At 53.6% G+C, this 19,458-nt stretch carries 8 protein-coding genes; 7 read left to right on the top strand and 1 reads right to left on the bottom strand.

All coding sequences use genetic code 11. The features are described from left to right. Window positions 1-43: 43 nt before the first annotated feature. On the bottom strand, window positions 44-9,907 hold the full coding sequence (locus tag ACR64Q_RS03515; protein ID WP_313733593.1) for a DUF4347 domain-containing protein: 9,864 nt from the start codon (window positions 9,905-9,907) through the stop codon (window positions 44-46). A 369-nt stretch (window positions 9,908-10,276) separates the two neighbouring features. Between ACR64Q_RS03515 and ACR64Q_RS03520 the strand changes: the two genes are divergently transcribed. The 7 genes from ACR64Q_RS03520 to ACR64Q_RS03550 all read left to right on the top strand — a co-directional run bounded on the left by ACR64Q_RS03520 (window position 10,277) and on the right by ACR64Q_RS03550 (window position 19,456). Then, window positions 10,277-11,143, top strand: coding sequence for an HDOD domain-containing protein (locus tag ACR64Q_RS03520; protein WP_313733595.1), 867 nt, complete (start codon window positions 10,277-10,279; stop codon window positions 11,141-11,143). A gap of 6 nt (window positions 11,144-11,149) precedes the next feature. Beyond that, window positions 11,150-12,040, top strand: coding sequence for an HDOD domain-containing protein (locus tag ACR64Q_RS03525; protein WP_313733596.1), 891 nt, complete (start codon window positions 11,150-11,152; stop codon window positions 12,038-12,040). Beyond that, window positions 12,030-13,778, top strand: coding sequence for a GAF domain-containing protein (locus ACR64Q_RS03530; protein ID WP_313733597.1), 1,749 nt, complete (start codon window positions 12,030-12,032; stop codon window positions 13,776-13,778). The genes ACR64Q_RS03525 and ACR64Q_RS03530 overlap by 11 nt, the downstream gene beginning before the upstream one ends. Window positions 13,779-13,799: 21 nt before the next feature. Then, complete coding sequence (locus tag ACR64Q_RS03535) at window positions 13,800-15,944, top strand: biotin/lipoyl-binding protein (protein ID WP_313733598.1); 2,145 nt, start codon at window positions 13,800-13,802, stop codon at window positions 15,942-15,944. Further along, window positions 15,937-17,934, top strand: a complete 1,998-nt coding sequence (locus ACR64Q_RS03540; RefSeq protein ID WP_313733599.1) for a preprotein translocase subunit SecA — start codon at window positions 15,937-15,939, stop codon at window positions 17,932-17,934. Before ACR64Q_RS03535 ends, ACR64Q_RS03540 begins: the two co-directional genes overlap by 8 nt. A gap of 82 nt (window positions 17,935-18,016) precedes the next feature. Beyond that, window positions 18,017-18,904 (top strand): efflux RND transporter periplasmic adaptor subunit, encoded by an 888-nt coding sequence (locus tag ACR64Q_RS03545; protein WP_313733600.1) that lies wholly within the window; start codon window positions 18,017-18,019, stop codon window positions 18,902-18,904. 363 nt (window positions 18,905-19,267) lie between these two features. Continuing rightward, window positions 19,268-19,456, top strand: a complete 189-nt coding sequence (locus ACR64Q_RS03550; protein WP_152428981.1) for a hypothetical protein — start codon at window positions 19,268-19,270, stop codon at window positions 19,454-19,456. Window positions 19,457-19,458 lie beyond the last annotated feature (2 nt).

A 19,458-nucleotide genomic window follows, 5' to 3' on the forward strand; every position in this document is an offset into this window, starting at 1 on the left:
GCCGGAATAGTAAACCCAAACTCAAGCAAACCGTTTCTGATCATCACCGGGTGTCTTCAGAGTGGGAGGATGCTGAGTCAAGCTCATTAGCTTCATGGTCTTTTGCCGGCCTTGATTTTTTGACTGACCTCATTATAGGCAATGGATCAAAGCGTTTCAGTAACGGCACCGTGGACATAAAGCTGGCCATTAGCGACCCAGCCCGCAAGATCCAACTGACAAATCCGGCAGTGAGGCCGGCGCTGGTCCCCAGAATGATTTTAATGTTTACCGGATTGGCGTCGGCCACAACCGTAGGGTCGCTCATTTGCTTGCGAATGTTTTCCAATCTGTTCCAAAACTCCATTTCTTCTTGCTCACTTAAAGCAGTCCGGCTATCAATCCTGTATTCATCGACCGATGGAATTCTGGATTGGAAGTGGTATTTTCGGCTATTTTCGCTGCTGCGTTGTTGCTCATTTTTATTAGTGTCTATCAGTCCGGATAACCGTGGGCTATTTCCATCGTTAATCCATGCACTGGGTTCTAGGATAAATTGATTGCCTGTTGCCTGATTATCTCGGCCTGGTTGTCGGGTTAGTTGCTCGATTGGGGTGTTCAAATCGACAACCACCGCAAATTGATCGGTCGGAACGTGGTGACTTGCTGAGATATTCGTTTGAGCGTTGTCTCCCTGATTTTTATCATTTAAACCATTTTTTTGGTTATATGTGATGATGTCGCGCAAAGTATTCGTTGTGTCGTTAGATGCACTATAGTCAATGCTGGCGGCCATTGTGGTAGAGCTGGCCGAACCGTCGCTGACGGTGACATCAAAATTCGGTGCGACTTCATTCCCGTCATCGACAAACTGCACCTGGCCGGCGCTCAGCTGGGCGGTCGTAAAGTTGGTGATCGGTGTACCTGCTGCCGACGTCAATTGGAAATAGCCGCCGGACACACTGCTAACTGTGTAGGTAAAGCTGGCATTGTCGGGGTCGGTCACGCCGAAGTTGGCGGCCGATAAGGTGACGGTCTCGCCTTCGTTCAAAGTCAGGTTGGCGCTGCTGATTACTGGGGCGTCGTTGCTGGCGGTGATACTCAGCGTGCCTGACACCACATTGCTGGTCCCGCCATCACCATCAGTCACATATCCCTGCAAGGTACGCACCAAGCTTGAGGGCGCGTCCGAGACATTCTGATAGCTAATGTTACGGCCCAAGGCCTGCACAGCGGCCACGCTGGCATTGCTGTTAAAGCTGATGACCAAAGGCGTCGCGCCGTCACTACCGCCGGTGAAACTGCCGATGACGACGCCGGAGTAAGTGACATTGCTACCCGACAAGCCGATTTGTCCACTGGCCGTACCTTGGTTGCGGATAGACAGACGATCTTCCGCTTGGCCATTAGCGCTAAACTCAATCACCATCTGGCCGCCGTCAAAATTTGTCAAGTCGGCATCGGTTACCGTCGCATTGGGCGCCAATATAACGGCCCCGGCATTTTCCGGGTAACTGACATTGCCGGTGGCAAAACTTAACACCGGTGCATCGTTGACGGGATTGACAGTCACCGAGACGGTTGCGGTCTCGGTGGCGCCGCCGGATGTCACGCTATAACTAAAACTGGTGGCGCCGTTACTGTTGGCTGTGGGCGTGAAGGTCAAGGTGCCGTTGGCATTTAGCGTGACGTTGCCGCCGGTGATGGCGACCGTTTGACCGCTACTGATGTTGTTGCCGTCGATAGCCGAAATATACCGGCCTGAATTCTCAAAGGTATCGTTAGCCAGAGGGTCGAAGGTGACCGGCGTATCTTCATTCGTTGTCACGCTGTCATTTGCAATGTCCGCGACAGCCGAGATCGAGCCGCTGATAGTGTCGCTATCCGACAAAGCGCCGCCGGAGCCGGAATTGCCATTGTCCGTAGTCACCACAGTGAAAGAAACCGCGCCGTTATAGTCAGCAGTGGCGGTAAACACCGGCGCAGTTGCCGCCGACGCAAAATAGGCGTTGATCGACGCTACATCGCCGGAGAGCACCAAGCTGTTGGTGCCGCTACCGCTGATCGTGACACCGCTAGCTGATGTTGCCGAAAAAACACCCGCTGCCGCGTTTACCGACAAGGTGCTGGTAACAGTTCCCGAACCGCTATCAACATCGGAGATGACGACCGAGCCGAGCATTTGAATCACCGAGTCTTCCGGCACGCTGGTGCCATCACCGTAAACGGTATTGACCGGCGCATCGTTCACGGCGGTAATGTTGATCGTGGCGACATCAAAGCCAGTTAGCGCGCCGCCCGAACCGGTGTTGCCTTGGTCGTTAACGCTCAAGGTTAAGGTATCGGTGGCGGGCGGCGTATCGGAATTGATGATATAGCTCAGCGATCCGCTGGCATTACCGGCCAGCAGATCGTTGATTTGGCTGAGGCTGCCGGTCAGCGTGATGGAACTGGTGCCGGAGCCGGAAACGGTAACCCCCGTCGTACCCGCACTGGCTGTCAATGTGCCGGATACCACCGACACGGTCGCTTGCACGCTGGAACTGCCCGCATCGACATCGGCGATATTCAGCCCGGTGCCGTCAAGGATTAGGCTGGTTTGTTCGGTAGCGCTATAGCTGGCTGGGGTAATCGTCGCAGTCGGCGCATTGTTGACCGGATTGACTGTGATGACCTGAGTCGCAGTTGCTACCAAACCGCCGCCGGTTCCGGTATTGCCTAAATCATTCAGCGTAAATTCCATACCGCCTGGCCCGTTATAGTTGGGGTCCGGCATGTAATCTATGTTATCCAAAGCGTTGTTAATCGCCGCTAGGGTGCCACGGAACGTCATTGTGGTATCCGCGGCGCCATCGCCAACGGAAAATGTCAACCCGGCCAACCCGCCTAACGTGACCGTGCCGTTGATAGCGGAAATCGTCATCTCCAGATTTGCGGAATCGGCATCCACATCTGAGATTGTGATGGCGTTACCAATCCAAGCCGAAAAACGCTTCACGACATCTTCATCGGTGGTTCTAGCGCTAACGACATTGATAACAGGTGCATCATTCACCCCATTAATGCTTATGGTGGTGCTACCGCTGGTGGTCAGTGCCCCGCCACTGCCCTGGGCACCAGCGTTGACATCACTGAATGTCCAGTCGATCTGCACGCTGGCCGGCGGCGTGTCGCTCCAGTTCCAATACACGGTGTTGCGCATCAAGGTGTTGACCCGGTCATTGGTCGCATTGGCGCCGAAGGTTATGTCCATCTGCCCGCCGGTGAAGGTGTAGGTACCGACCTGGACGCCGCCGACATAAACGTTGGCGCCACTGACCGTGACGGTGATGCCGTCGAACGCCAACGCGTCCTCGGTGTTGGCGCCGCCGTGGCGGGCCAGGGTCAATGTCGAACCGTTGAAATTGTTAGTACCGGACAACTCGGCATCGAAAAGCGTCACGTCGACGTCAAGGACCACCGCCGAACCGTTTTCGATAAAGGTAGGCGCGCCATTCAGGTTAGCGAACACCGGCGCATCATTAACGGCGGTAATGTTGATGGTCAGCGTATTGGCCGTGCTATCCAGGGTTTGTCCGCCGCCATAGCTACTACCGTCGTCCACTATACTGAATAAAAAGCTGGTTGCTGCGGTGCTATTGGTAGCCGGTGTGTAGGTCAATTTTCCGGATTGAATGTCCGCGGCACTGATTGCGTCCAACGCCTGCACGGCAACGCCATTCAAATACAGTGTGCCGGAGCCGGGCAGTGATTCGATCCAAACCTGGCTGAGATTGTCACCGTCGACATCGGTGAACGGAAAATCGGCGGTGGTAAAGATGTAAGCGGTATCCTCGGTCACCGTAATCGTTTGGTCTTGTCCGACCGGCGCACTGTTCGGCGTTTCCGCGACAATGGCATTGGAAAATTCTGAGGTTTCGTAAAACGTCGAATAACTGGAATCGGTGCGGGTAGCGGTAACGGTAAGGTACTGGCCAGTCGCTAGGCGGGCATCTGAGAAATTAAATTGAATATTGACGGTACCTGAGCTGCCGACTGCCATGTTCAGCGCATTGAGATAGGTCCGCCCCTCGCCGCTGGCCGTGGCATCGGAAAAAACTTCGATGCGGTAATAGCTGTTTGCGGCCCCGTTATAGGTGCCGCTCAAGGTTAAATTGGTGCCATTCACGACCGCCCGTGTTAACACCAGCGTGTTCAACAGACTATTGGGACCGCTATCGACATCGCCCGCGTCGTTGGCTGTAGCGCCATCGTCGCCCAGGTCGATGCCAAGTCGGGTATTGCCGTAAATGCTATTCCTTAAAAAGACGTTGCTGGAGCTAGTACCCACAACCGTTATGCCCACGTCATTGTTGGCGATGATATTGCCTGCACCGGCCGCCGTGCCGCCGATCAAGCTACTGGTGGCGGAATTTTCAATAGCAACCCCTTGAATACCGTTCCCCAACGCTGTCACACCATCCGTGCTAACCCCTATGTAGTTGCCTTGAACGACAGTACCGGTGGTGCCGCTATCGCTGATGTAGACGCCTGCCTCCGTATTGCCGGCAATGATGTTGCGTGCCGCCACCGTGGTGCCGCCGATTACGGTGTTGTCGGCGCCGCCGATCACTGAAATGCCGTCCCAACTGTTTGCCAAGCCGGCATTGCCGGATATATCGGTACCGATATAATTACCTTGGACGACCGTATTGTCGGCACTTTCGCCATTGATAAAAATACCGGAGTAATTATTACCTGAGATCAGGTTGCCGGCACCGATTGCCGTGCCGCCAATGGTATTGCCGGCTGACTCGATGGTAATACCGGAATTGGCATTGCCCAAGTCAACAGTACCGGAAATGTCGGTACCGATGTAGTTGCCGGTGATGACGTTATCGGTAGCTGAGCTACCGGTCAGCGTAATGCCAGAGCCGTTGTTACCGGAAATGACGTTACGTGCGGCGGCGGTTGTGCCGCCGATGGTGTTGTTGGCCGACTGCACGTAAATACCGCCGGCGGCATTGGCTATTGCTGCGGTACCGGCGGCATTGAGACCGATCAGGTTGCCAGCAACCAGCGTGTTGCTGGCGGGTGCTTCCAATTGAATGCCCACCCAGTTGGTGGTACCGCTGATGACATTGCCTTCGCCAGCCATCGTTCCTCCGATGCTGTTACCGGCGGCATTGACCCAGATCCCCTGATTGGCATTGCCCACGGCATTGGCGCCGGTTACATCGGTGCCAATGTAGTTGCCTTTGATTTGGTTGCCGGTGGTCAAGCCGTTGTCGGTACTCAAGCCGATACCGATACCAGTATTACCGGAAATCACGTTGCGATCCGCCGCCGAGCTGCCGCCGATGATGTTATTGGCCGAATTCCAAATACCAATACCTGCGGAGTTACCCGCCGCGCCGGTACCGGCGGCGTTAAGACCGATCCAGTTGCCGGCGACGGTATTGCCGTTACTGCCGGAAATCTCAATGCCGGTGCCGGCAAAATTTTGAATCACCAGGCCGCGGATGGTACTGCCGTCGCTGCCGCCGTAGAGTTGGATGCCATTTTGTATGTTCCCTGCGCCGTTTAATACAATGGCCGGTCGACTGCCATTGGCGCTAAAACTATCGTCGCTGGTGGCGTCCAGCACAATTGTGCTGGTTATGGTCAGCGCTGAGGTCAGATTGATGGTATGGACCGACGTGCCGCTGATGCCGAAATAAATATAATTCGGGCCGGCGGTATTGTTGGCAGCGGCAATCGCCTCCCGCAACGAGATGCCGTCGCCGCCGTCGCTGGCAATCAATGCGCTGATCGAACTGGTATTGGCACCTGCGCTGATAGTATCCGAGGTGTTGGTGACGACAATGGCGCCGACATGCACATCCAGGGTATCGGTGTCCGTTAAAGTACCGCCTGTACCGGCGTTACCTTGATCGCTGGTGGTCATGGTCAATTGAGCCAGGCCACGGTAATTGCTATCGGGGGTAAAGGTCAGACCATTATTCAGTGCGGTATTGATTGCCGCCACTGTGCCGGAATAGGTCATGCTGCCGCTACCATTGGCGCCGCTGACCAAGGTCATGCCCGTGGTACTGGCCAGCGACAAGCTGCCGTGACTGATGCTTAAGGTCAGTTGCACACTGCTGGAGGCCGCATCGACATCGGCAATTTGTAGGGCATCGCCATTGGCGCTGGAGAAGGTTTTGCTGGTATTGATGGCCGTATAGCCATTGGCGGGCAGACTGTTGACTGGGGCGTCATTGATTGCCGTGACCGAGATGCTCCGAGTGGTAACGTTGCTGGCCGTCGTGCCGTCGGTAACACTAAAACTTACGGTACGGCTGGTGGTGGACGGTGCATCGCTGGTGTTTTGATAGGTAACAGAACGCAATGCGGTTTGATATTGGGCGACGGTAGCCGATCCGGATAAGGTCAGTGTGCCAGTGCTTGCATTCCAACTGCCGGTGATGCCGTTTTGGTCAGTGAATGCCAGCACGTCCTGCCCGCTGGCGTAGTTGCCGGAGATTTGCACCGTGGCACCGGCCAGGTTGGCGCTATCGACGTCCGAAAGCACCAGAGTTGAGGTCACCGCCGTCGCGGGACCGTTCTCCGTGTAAGCCAGCGCAGTACCTTCGATGCCTGAAATGATCGGTGCCTCGTTGACATTCAACAGTTGAATGGTGAAGTTTTCATCGTACGTGGCACCGCCCGCATCCGTAACCCTCACGGTAATGATATGACTGGATGCGGTTTCAAAATCCAGCCTGCTACCATCGGCGACGCTGATGGTGCCGTCGGTTCCTAGGGCAAAGCGTCCGCCGGCACTATCGGTTAGACTGTATGTAGGATTGGCGCTGGCATCAATATCGAATCCCACCACGGTGCCCACTACGGTGCCGTTAGCGGCGTTCTCGGCGACCGTAAATCCAGTGGTTTGCTGATACAGTGCCGCCACGTTGGCAGCGCTCATCACGCCGTTGGCCACAATAAAATTATCGATAGCACCGTCGAATGCCGCGTCGCCAGCCCAATGCGATTTGCCGATGAAGTTATTGCTGCGAATACCTGTCTCCAGCGCCACGCCGGTTGTGGAAGCCGCCAAGTTGCCATTGACATACAGGTTCATATTGCCTGTCGCATCTACGGTGGCGGCGAAATGCAACCATGAGCCATTGGTGATGGCATTGGCGGCGGTGGCGCGATAGGTGTACACGCCATTTTTCTCGATCGTGAAAGTGAGGTTGTTGGTGTTCCATTCCCGACCGACATAGACGTTGCCAATTCCAGTGCTATCGGTTTGCCCGAAATCGAACACGCGTTGCCAATCGCCGGTGCTATCGAATTTGACCGAAGCGGCAAAAGTCATTGCGCCGCCAGTTGTGATCCCAGAAATATCACCATACTGGCCCGATGTCCCGCCGGCCAGATCTAACGCACCGGAGCCATTGGGGCCGGTGGTTTGGCCAGGGTTGCCGTAAAAGGTTATTGGGGCACTGTTGCCGGCATCATCTCGGCCGAGATTGGCAAGATTATTGAAGCCATAAACGCCCACCAGATCGGATTCCGCGACACCGTTGATACTGTATAAATCGTTGGGTGCGTCGTTGACTGCCGCGACTGTGATCGCCACCGTATCGGTATCTGTTAATGTCAAATCCTTAGCAAGCGTGGCAATTTCGGCTGTAGTCAGTGCACGATTGTAAACCCGCGCGTCGTCTATCTTGCCATTAAAGTCGTAAGTAGTGCCGCCGTTACCGTGTTTGCCGATAAAGCTATTGCTTCCCTGGCTGTAAGCAATGGATGTGGTGTAAGCGGTAGAAGCCACGGCAATGCCGTCGATATAAACCGTTTGGGTATGAGCTGCGCTGTCGATGGTGTATGCAACGTGGTGCCAGCCGGTTCCGGCCAATGTCGTAGCCGTCTCGGTAAATCTGAAAGTCCCGCTGTCGACATAACTGCCTTTGATTTTGCCGCCAGCATCTAGGCGGAGTACCACGTTGTCACCCAGCGAAATTACTTCCGCGCCCCCAGTGTCGGCGGACGTCAAGTTTACCCAGGCCGCCAGGGTTACACTGGATGGCTGGCCATAAAGCCCGGTAGTTTGTACATAACCGTCACCAGCCAAACTCAGCGCATTGCCGCGGGTAGCGTCACTGACCGCTATGCCGTTGATGACCGAGCCCGCGTAACCCGCCGCCGGACTGCTATCGGTACCCAGTGTGCCGGTGTTCTCGAAAGCATAACGGCCCAACAGACCGGTATCGATATCCAAACTCAACATTATCGAGTCTTTGGTAGTCAATGTCAGTGTCGCGCCGCCGATGTATTCGGCAGTGGGCGTGAAGCTTAAGCCATTGAGTGCGGTGTTGATGGCGCTGGCCGAGCCACGAAGCGTCATCGTGCTATCTGCGGTGCCGTCGCCGGCCAAAAAGGTCAAGCCGGTGGTGCCGGCCAAGGTCAGCGTGCCATTGGTGACCGTCAGGGTGATTTCATTGTTTGCGCCGCCGGCATCGGCGTCGGCTATCGTAATCGCATTGCCATTGGCCGATGAGAACACTTTGGCGGTGTCCTCATTCGTCGTTTGTGCTGCGGGTACTGTATTCACAGGCGCGATGTTTATACTTGCTTTGACAGATACCGCACCTATCGACCAATCGGCAGCAAGTAACGCTGAACCGCTCATCGTTACTGAGCTCGCGCCTTCCGCCACGGAAGAGCCAGTCTTTGCCGTAGACAATAGGGAAGAGCTGGTCCATTGCGAAGTTTGCCCGGTACCCGTTGTATCAGCTGAAATAGCTTTCCAATACTGCACGTCGATAACCAAATCGCCAGTCGCACTGGCGACATTCACCGTGCCTGATCCTCCCAACAAACCGGTGGTGCCGGTGTTGCCAGCGTAAGTACCGTAGGGCGTCGATTGGTTAACACCGTTAAAGGTCGATGCACCCGCAGCGGCTTCTGTATTTCCGGTAAATGATATAACGACGTTATCGGTTCCTTCTGTGGGGTTGACCAAAGCCCAGATTTCGACGGCGTGATTGGCTGCTGTGCGTCCGACGCGGGTGAGATCGGCGGCACCGTATTTAACGCTGTTGACCCCAGCGTTGCCGTCATCAATGGCAATCTCGACGAATAGTACCCGGTCGACGCCGGCATTCACCTTATGCGACCATGTCAGCTGGCTGGTGCTGGTACTATCCGTAGATGTCACTGTGCCATTGGCAGTAACCGCCATCAAGCCAGTCCATTCGCTTTGACCCGCCGCGCTGACTACAATTTCGGTTTCGACGTCGCCGCTTTGGTATTCGAGTAACCAGTCGCCACCCAAATCGGCACTACCGGTGGTATCTTCCGACGCCGCGACTTCGGTATTGGTGATGCCGGACAGGTACTCGACAAAACTCTGGCCGAACTGCGTTTCAGCGACATTGCAGCCGTAAAGCAGAATATCGCCGTTGGCGTTGAAGGAATCCCCCCAGGCGCTGATGTCGGTCTGGTTTTGAATCAAGGTGTCGAAGTTGAGCTGGCTATTGCCTAAATCCAGGCTGCCGTCGCTGCCGTGCGAGATAATGTGCACCGCGTCCAGATTGTCGCGCTCGGCCAGAATCTGTGTGATTTGTTGAATGCCGTTAGTGCTGCTGTCCAGCGTAATGATTTCCAGATTGCGGTCTGAAACGTCGCTGCTTTTGATGTCGTTTAATAGCGATTCGTAGCCCAGGACGCGGGTATCGACAAACACGATTTCATTGCGGCTGGTCTCGCTGGCGCTGGTTTGCGTGGGGGGCTGTTGGGTGTCGGCGGGCGGTGTCGCGTTGGCGTAGGTCGCATTGGGGTCCATGAGTTGTTCGGTCAAAAGCCCCTCGATGCCGCCGGAGAACAGCTGTCGAGATTCCAACTCTTCCAGAATCGGTTTGGAGTGGTAGTGCTTGAGATGTGACTTTGAATTCATTGGCGTTGAAATTTGCAGTTTGACCGATGTGCATGGAACGCCGTTGGCACCGGATGCCATAGATGTTGCTAGAGTTTAGCGACTTCGCTTTAATTATTCTGTGATTGCAACAAATAATCCGCAATAGAACACAGATAAGCGTACTCAAAATGTGCAGTGGTTAAGTGTCGGAGGGTGTATGGAAAAAATGGAGAGCTTGTGGCTTTTATTAGCCCCGCCCTTAAATACCATCACCCCTCGAAGAGTAAACCAGCTTGGGTTTCGACGACCTCAGCCCGAACGGAATACCGGTAGTTTCCCTACTACAGCTCCGGTTTCCGTTCTATACTTCCGCTTGATTTAAACACTGTCTAATTTGGAGGGACGCCCTTGCTTGATCCTGTCAAGATCAATTCGCAAGCAGATTTGATCGAACACACCTTGCAAGAAATCAAAGGTTTGGTTTCCTTGCCCGAGGTATATCAGAAAGTTAGAAATTTGATCGACGATCCCCATTCGGATATCGAGCACTTTGTCGAAGTTGTGGCCAGCGATCCCAACTTAACCGTCGCCGTGTTAAGAGTTGCCAACAGTGCTTTTTTTGGTTTTCCAGGCAAAATCGACAGCTTGAGTCGGGCGGTCAACATGCTGGGCATAGGGCAGCTACATGACTTGGTGCTGGCTACCTCGGCGATTGCCTCGTTAAAATTGCCCAATGACATCATGCCGCTGAAAACCTTTTGGCGGTTCAGCTTGTTCTCGGCGGTGTTGACCCGGTTGTTGGCAAGCCAGCTAAAAATCCCCAAGAGCGAACGCCTGTTTGTGATTGGTTTGTTATATGAGATAGGGCATCTGGTGCTTTACGCAAAGCACCCTGAGTTGGCGAAACGCGCGATGGAACTTTCCCGGAATAACCAGGAAATGCTGCACATCTCTGAACAAAAACTGTTGGGTATGCATTACGGGGAGATCGGTGCCAAGCTGATGGCGCAATGGCATTTACCGGCGCATTTTCAAGATATTGTGCATTATCAGCCCACCCCTGACCTTGCCCCGGAACAGGTCAGGGAAACCGCTCTGCTGCATCTGGTGCGGGCTTGTGCCGAAAAATCTATATTCGGGCATATGAGCCCGATCGAGCAGAGCGTATCCAGGGACATTTGGGATATTTTGCAACTCAACCCCGAACAGTTGGACGACACTGTCGAACAAGCTTTAAAAGCCGCGACTGAGATGGAAAAGCTCATGTTCAACTGATCCAGCATGAAAGCCGAACAACAATTCCTTTGCGATTTGGCCGAAAAAATTTCGATGCCCGAGGTGTATCTGAAAATCAGGCGGTTACTGGAAAAGCCGGATGCCAGAATCCGCGATTATGTCGCCGTGCTGCAAACCGATTCGATGCTGACAATTCGCATAATCCGCATGGCCAACAGCAACTTCTTTGGTTTTAATCGCAAAGCCGACGATCTTTACGATGCAATCAGCCTGATAGGCACCATCCAGTTGCATGATTTGCTGTTGAGCAGTCTGTGCATGCGCACGTTTTGCAATATTCCCGGCGCGGTTCTGGACTTGAAAGAGTTCTGGTTGCACGCCATCGAATGCGGCATTGCCTGCCGCACTCTGGCTAAGCTGGCCGGACTGCCCGCTGGACACCGTTTTTTTGCATTGGGCCTGTTACTGGAAATCGGCCACGCGGCGATGTTTGTGAAAGCCCCGGAACAGGCGCTGAACGCATTAATGGCAAGCCGGGAGGAGGGCTTGCCGATTGATGAGCAGGAACGACTGGTGTTTGGTTTTGATTATTGCCAATTGGGTTCGGAGTTGATGCGCTTATGGCGTTTACCCGAGGTGTATTCGCACATCATTGGTCACCACCTGCATCCCGAAACTACCGATCCACATTATCGCAACGAAACCTATCTGATTTACTTGGCTCAGCAAGTGTTTGCCGAACCGGAGCAATTTAATAAAGCGCTTAGCGGTCTAAAGGATAGCCATCAACAATTTGCGGCTATCCCCAGCAATTTGAAAGACCTGGTCAGTCAAGAAATAGCCTCCCATCTCGATGAAATATTTTTGATGTTGTGTCCGCAGAATATTGTTTTGAATTCTGCCAGCCAGGACGAGGTTTTCTGCCATGAGCATTAGATTTGCCCAACAGTGGCTGGACATTGTCTGCCGGATTGTGACGCAAACTCAGGCTGCGGTATTGATGGTGAGCGATACGGATGGCAAAGCACTGCGGCTGTTGGCGAAATGGCCGGAGAACATCGCCGATGCTGCCGAGTTGTCCGCTATTTGCAAACTTGTGCTGGAGAAAAATCAACCAAGTTGCGTTCCCAACGTAGTACAGGCCGATCAACGCCATTACGACTTCTTCGGTCTCCCGGTATTTGACGGTTCTGTACTACTGGGCGTGATTGTGCTCAAACTTGAGCATGCCCTTACTGATCGGCGAGAGGCTGTTTTTGCCACGCTGGAGCAAAGCGTGGAGTGGTGGCGTTTGGCTCAAAGCCGTTTGCAGCAGAACGACAATTTTTACAGCTCCGTAGTGGGTTTGCTGGCGGCTTGTTTCGAGCAAAATAGTTACCGCGAGGTTTTGATTAGCCTCGGTACCGAATTGACGCGCATGTTGAATTGCGATCGGGTCGCCATAGGCGAATTCAAGGACAACTACAGCACGGTAGTGGCGATTTCCAACAACGCGCAATTCGATCAGCAGGCCAATCTGTTGCAAAAAATCGCCGATGCCATGGACGAAGCCATCGAACAGGATAGTGTCGTGGTTGTTCCCGATCTCAAGTCGGTCGCCATTCAGCGCGCCCATCAGGAAATTGTCCGCAAGTACGGCTATGGTTCATTGCTGACCATACCTATGCTGCATGGCGGTGAGTTTATTGGCGCGGTTACCCTGCTGCGCGGCGAAGAACAGTCGTTTGATAAGGAAGCCGTTCTACTTTGCCAACAAGCCTTGGCACTGCTCTCGCCCTATCTGGCCTTAAAAAAACTCGACGAACAAGCATTGACGATAAAAATCGGCATCAAGCTTAAACGACGGCTAGCCGAACTGATGGGCGTCAAGCACTTCAAAATGAAGTTGACGGCCCTGGGTTTGGTGTTGTTTTTGTCGATTTCCGCCCTGTTGCGCGGTGATTTCCGCCTGACGGCAGATGCGGTGTTGGAAGGCAAAATTCAGCGGGTGGTGGCTGCGCCGATAGCCGGTTTTTTGCAGTCGGCCTCGGCGCGTGCCGGGGATACGGTGCGTCAGGGTGACGTGATGGCTAGTCTGGACGACGCGGAACTGCAATTGGAACTAAACAAACTGGATGGGCAACTGCAAAAATTCCGCCGCGAATACCGCGAAGCCCTGTCCGGCGGCGATCTGGTTAAAGTCCGGGTCATCAGCGCGCAAATCGATCAGGCCGACGCGGAAATGGAGCTGACGCGCCAGCAGTTGCAAAAAATCAATTTAGCGGCGCCCTTCGATGGCGTGGTTATCGAGGGCGATTTGAGTCAGAAACTCGGCTCACCGGTCGAACGCGGCGAAATCCTGTTCAAAATCGCCCCGTTGGAGGGCTACCGTATCATTTTGAAAGTGGATGAAAGTTTGATTTCCTATGTGCGGGAAGGCCAAAAAGGCGAGTTGGTGCTGGCCAGCATGCCCAGCCAGACCTTCCCGCTACAGGTGCAAAAGATTACCGCAGTCGCCAAAACCGATAGCGGCAAAAATATCTTCCGCGTCGAAGCCAGTCTGGAAAACGCGCCTGAACTACTAAGACCAGGCATGGAAGGCATAGGCAAAATCGCGGCCGGTCGGGCCAGTTTGCTGTGGATATGGAGCCACGAGATGCTGGCTTGGTTGCGTTTGTGGATTTGGTCTTGGTGAAACGGGGGCTGAGGCTGCGTCATGGCTAATGAACTTTTCAGTCCGCATTGGTACCGAGTCGCCAAACTCAAGCCCAGGCTACACAGCCATATCGAGATCCATCGCCACGAGTATCGCGGCCTGATTTGGTACATTCTGGAAGACCCCAATACTGCCCGCCACCAGCGCTTTAACAGCCTGGCCTATCAGTTTATCGGGTTACTGGACGGTAAGTTAACGGTGCAAGAGATTGCCGACACCCTGAATCGGCAACTGGGTGACTACGCGCCCAGCCAACAAGACCTCATTCAGCTGCTGGGACAATTGCATCAGGCCGATTTGATCCAAACTGACGCCTTGGTCAACACCGAAGAATTGTTCGAGCGTCAAGCCCGACGGAACAGTGCGAAAAGTAATCAGCGGCTGTTGAACCCACTGTCGTTGAAATTACCGCTGTGGGATCCGGACGAGTTTCTCGGCAAACATGTGTCCAAAGTGGCTGGTTTGTACAGCGTTAAATTCGGCGTGGTCTGGCTGCTGGTCGTCGCGATCGCTTTGCTGCAAGCCGGAGCGAATTGGCAGGAAATCAGCCATCATTTCGAATTGAATGCTTTGGCACCCTACAACTTTTTAATCCTGTTCCTGCTGTATCCGCTGATCAAAATCCTGCATGAATTGGGACATGGCTTTGCGATGAAGGTGAAAGGCGGCGAAGTGCATGAAATGGGCGTCAATTTTTTATTGTTTATACCGGTGCCTTACGTCAATGTCTCAGCCGCCAACCATCTGCGTAACAAATACGACCGGATATTGATCAGCGCCGCCGGCATTTTGGTGGAAGGCTTTCTGGCCGCGCTCGGTTTATTCTTGTTTTTGAGCACCGAGACGGGCTTTGTCCAGGATATTGGTTTCGACATCCTGCTGACCGGTGGCGTGTCGTCGCTGTTTTTTAACGGCAACCCGCTATTGAAGTACGACGGCTATTACATTCTGGCCGATGCGCTCAGTATCCCTAATTTGTACCAGCGCTCAAGCCAAATCTGGGGCTATTTCGCCCAACGGTATTTGTTTGACTTGAAACAGGCGGTGTCTCCGGCCTCCGCGCCGGGCGAAACGGCTTGGTTTGTCATCTATAGTTTGGCATCGCTGATTTACCGGCTGATGATGTTGTGGTTCGTCTGTGTTTATCTGACCGAAAAATTTTTCTCCTTGGGTGTCGTCGTCGCCTTGTTGATGGTGTCGTTGCAGATAGTGTTACCGCTGTACAAGGCAATCCGTTTTGTGTTCACCAGCCCCAGCCTGGGTCGGAAAAGAGACAAGGCGCTGCTGACTACGGCAGGGGGGGCGTTGTTTTTTATTTTGCTGATCGGCGTCTTGCCGATTCCGCATTACACCCTGGCCGAAGGCGTGGTCTGGCTACCCGATGAAGCACAGATCAAGGTGGAGCAAGAGGGTTTTATCGGCGAACTGTTGGTTAAATCCAATCAGTTTGTGAATCAGGGCGATGTCTTGCTGACTATGCATGACGATGCCTTAGAAACCAAAGCCAAGATCGCCCGCGCCAAAGTTGCCGAATTACAAAGCCAATATCGGGCGGAAAAAGAGTCGGATTTGGTGAAGGCGGAAATTTTGAAAGAATCGCTACATGTCGCCGAATCCGAACTGGATCATTTGCACAAAAAAGCTGCTGCGATGACGATTAGCGCTGCCAAATCCGGCTATGTTTTATTGCCGGATGCCGACGACCTGACCGGCAACTATTTGCGCCAAGGCGAATTGATCGGCTACATAATGGACCAACAACCGCCGACGATCCGTATGGTGGTAACCCAAGACAATATTGGCCTGCTACGGCAAGGCAGCCCGGAAATCAATGTGCGCCTGGTGAGTGATCCGTATCGGGACTACCCGGCCCACATTATCAGGCTGGCGCCGGAAGCGACCAATACGCTGCCCAGCCCGGCCCTGGCGACCACCGGCGGCGGCAAGATCCGCGTGAATACGGAAAACGAAAAAGACATGCAAACCCTGCAAAAAATCTTTTTGGTCGATCTGGACTTCTCGCCGCCGAAAAATCTACCGATAGGCATGCGCGCCTATGTTCGGATCAACCATGGCGGCGAATCGATTATGACTCAGCTGTACCGCCGGGTACGCCAGGTGTTTTTGAGGCAGTTCAATGTCTGAGCTTTTGCTGCGTCCTGGGGTGCGCTTTGGTAGCTACCCGCAAAAACCGGAAAGTCGGCTAAGCGATTTCGAACAAGGCGCGGCGGCATTTTTCGACAAAATCCACAAACGCCTGCACCACCAGCGGTTCAGCCAGCCTTATATCGTCAGTCGAGTTGAAAAAATTGCTGCCCCGTTAAGCAACTACAACGAGCAACAGTTGACCATCGCTATTCTGGAGCTGCGGGAAAATCTATACAGGTATGGTCTGACCGAAGAGCTGATGATCAGCGCCTTCGCGCTGATTCGCGAAACCGCCGGTCGGACTCTGAATAAACGGCATTTTGATGTGCAATTGTTTGGCGGCTGGTTAATGATCAACGGCATGCTGGCGGAGATGGAAACCGGCGAAGGCAAGACGCTGACGGCGACGTTGCCGGCCTGCACCGCCGCCTTGGCGGGCATCCCGGTGCATGTGATTACGGCCAACGATTACTTGGCGGCGCGCGATGCGGAGATTCTGAAACCGCTTTATCTGCGCCTGGGCTTGAAATCCGGCGCGGTGGTTGACGGCATGGATCTTGAGCTGCGCCGAAAACTGTATCAACAACCCATCGTACACACGACGAATAAACAAATTGCCTTTGATTATCTGCGCGACCGCATTGAAATGGGTGAAGATGTGGGCTTGTTGAAATTTCAATTCAAGCAGATTCAACGGCAAATCAAGCAGCCGCATAGCAACGCTCTGATCATGCGCGGCCTATGCTTTGCCATTATCGACGAAGCCGATAGCGTGCTGATCGATGAAGCCAAAACACCGCTGATCATCACCCAGACCCGGCCGAATCAGGAGTCTCCGGAAACCTATGGTGATGCTTTGTATCTGGCCTCATCGTTGTTCATCAACGACGACTTTGTCATGGACGCCAAAACTCGCGACGTTGAACTGACGCCGCAAGGCGAAAATACTATTGCGGATATGATTATCGGCTTGGGGCCGAGTTGGAAAAACAAGCGCTGGCGGGAGGCTATGGTCAAGCAGGCGCTAATCGCCGAGTATTGCTTCAAGCGCAACAAACAATACATCCTGAAAGACAACAAGGTCCAAATCATCGATGAGTTTACCGGCCGGGTGATGGAAGATCGCTCCTGGGAACAAGGCTTGCAGCAAATGATAGAAGCGAAGGAAGGTTGCTTGATTTCCGAACAACGCGAACCTCTGGCAAGGATCAGTTATCAGCGCTTTTTCAGTCGCTATCTCAAACTGGCCGGTACCTCGGGCACGGTGCGGGAAGTAGCAACGGAAATGCAGCGCGTTTATGGTTTGCATAGCATAAAAGTGCCGACTCATAGAGTGTCGAAACGGATTTTGCTCAGTGAGCGGATTTATGCCACGCAGGTAGCCAAGCAACGCGTGTTTCTACAACGGGTCAGCGAGTTGCACTCACTAGGCCAGCCGGTATTGATTGGTACCGGTTCGGTCGCTGAATCGCTGGAGGTCAGCGTATGGTTGGAGCAGGCCGGCGTTCCTCACTGGGTATTAAATGCCGAGCAAGATCAACACGAAGCGGAAATTATTGCCCATGCCGGCCAGCTAAATGCCGTTACCGTGGCGACCAATATGGCAGGCCGCGGCACCGATATTGCATTGGGCTTGGGCGTGGCGGAGCTGGGCGGTTTGCATGTGATCGCGTTGAACTGTAACGAGTCTCGGCGCATAGATCGGCAACTATACGGCCGTTGCGCCCGGCAAGGCGATCCGGGTAGCTGCGAAGCGATACTGTCGCTAGAGGATGTAGCGCTGCGGGAGTTTTATTCGTCTGCTATCCTCAAGGCTCTGGCCGGTCTGGCTAAAGATCAGCAAGCTTTGCCGGCGCTGTTGGGAAAACTGATATTACGCTTGCCGCAAACTTACAAAGAGCGGCAACAGCGCAACATCAGAAGGCAATTAAGCAAACAGGACAAGCATTTGTCGCGTATTTTGGCGTTTTCCGGCAAGTTTGAATAAACGCTGTGGCCTTGAATTTACTATTTTGTTAAAAATCAGACCGTTTCAAATCGAGTCAAATTAATCCATTAGTAACTTTTACATGTCCATACGCCACCATTTTTTTCGCGCACTACTCGGCCCTGGCCTGTTCAGCGGCACCGTGCTTGCCGCCAATCTGGATTGCATGGTCAAGCCGGAAATGTACGTCGAGCTAAGCAGTCCGGTTGCCGGTACCGTCGAAGCGCTGTTGGTCGATAAGGGCGATCACGTCGCCAAAGGCCAGCCGCTTGCCCAATTGGAAGCCTCGGTGGAATGGGCTAAGTTCAACCAGGCCAAGGCCGATGCCGAGACCAATAGCGAGGTACGCAATCAGAAAGTGAAATTGGAGTACGCCACGCGCAACCGAGCCCGCTATCGCAGCTTAGCCACGACCAGTGTTATTTCTCAAATCGAGAAAGACAAAGTCGAAACCGAAGTGGTGTTAGCCGGAATCGAGTTGAAAAAGGCAGAGGAACGCAAAAAATCGGCGATGCTGGCATTGGAAATGGCCGAGGCACAACTGGAGGTTAAAACCATCAAAAGTCCGATAGACGGCATCGTCATCGACCGCTATGCCATGCCCGGCGAGTCGGTCAGTGATCGCGCGATTATGAAACTGGCGCAAGTGAATCCTTTGCGGGTTGAGTTGATCGCGCCGACTGAATACTTTGGCCTGATTCAACCGGGTATGGAAGTGGACGTACGCCCTGAACTGCCGGTCAAAAAAGTCGTGAAAGCCACGGTCACCAAAGTTGACCAATTGATCGATCCGGCCAGCGGTAGCTTTACGGTGCGCATGACCTTACCCAACCCCAGCGACGAACTAATCGGCGGTGTCAACTGTATCGCTACCTTCGATTTTGCCACCCCAGCCGCAACCACGACACCGACTCCACCGCCTTTTGCGCCGCAAAACGCGGCGCCAGCGGGTCCGGTCATAAAGCGTTGATCGATGCTACAACGCTTAACCCGCAATATTGTTACAGCTTGCAAAGAGCCTGTCATAGGGCAGTCTAGGTCAGGCTTCAAAAAATTTGGTCCGAACGCAATGACAGTAATCAATAGGACGGGTCGATAAGCGGAATACCGGCTGATGATTTCCCAGCCAACTCTCTGCCAAAACCATCACGAGAACGGATCAATGCGGGACGCCGGACGATTCGGGTCAGTTGCCCAGGCTATGCTGCGAACCTGTTATAAAACTTATCTCGGAAACTGCGAGGCAGCATGCAACTCGTACAGGGGGCTTAGAATAAAATTGGCCGCTCTCGAGTAGAGTTGTAGCAATTAAATCCGTGAAAAAGAGTAGCCAATGTCATATATGTCAATTAATTCAGGTGCGTCCCAAATTCATAGTGCTGCCGGGGCAAATGTTCCAACAGTCAAAAAGGCCCAGTCAAACAGCCCCACGCAAGCGTTCCAGCAAGCCCAAACGGTTGTTAAAGAAGCCGATCAAAGTACCGAAGGTGGTAAAGGCAGATTTATTGACGTTCGCGCCTGATG

The sequence above is a fragment of the Methylomonas sp. 2F7 genome (genome assembly GCF_057126975.1).

What these genes read in the sequence shown, in the direction of transcription:
- ACR64Q_RS03515 (WP_313733593.1), bottom strand. Translation starts at nt 9,907, where the DNA reads ATGAATTCAAAGTCACATCTCAAGCACTACCACTCCAAACCGATTCTG.
- ACR64Q_RS03525 (WP_313733596.1), top strand. Translation starts at nt 11,150, where the DNA reads ATGAAAGCCGAACAACAATTCCTTTGCGATTTGGCCGAAAAAATTTCG.
- ACR64Q_RS03530 (WP_313733597.1), top strand. Translation starts at nt 12,030, where the DNA reads ATGAGCATTAGATTTGCCCAACAGTGGCTGGACATTGTCTGCCGGATT.
- ACR64Q_RS03535 (WP_313733598.1), top strand. Translation starts at nt 13,800, where the DNA reads ATGGCTAATGAACTTTTCAGTCCGCATTGGTACCGAGTCGCCAAACTC.
- ACR64Q_RS03540 (WP_313733599.1), top strand. Translation starts at nt 15,937, where the DNA reads ATGTCTGAGCTTTTGCTGCGTCCTGGGGTGCGCTTTGGTAGCTACCCG.
- ACR64Q_RS03545 (WP_313733600.1), top strand. Translation starts at nt 18,017, where the DNA reads ATGTCCATACGCCACCATTTTTTTCGCGCACTACTCGGCCCTGGCCTG.
- ACR64Q_RS03550 (WP_152428981.1), top strand. Translation starts at nt 19,268, where the DNA reads ATGTCATATATGTCAATTAATTCAGGTGCGTCCCAAATTCATAGTGCT.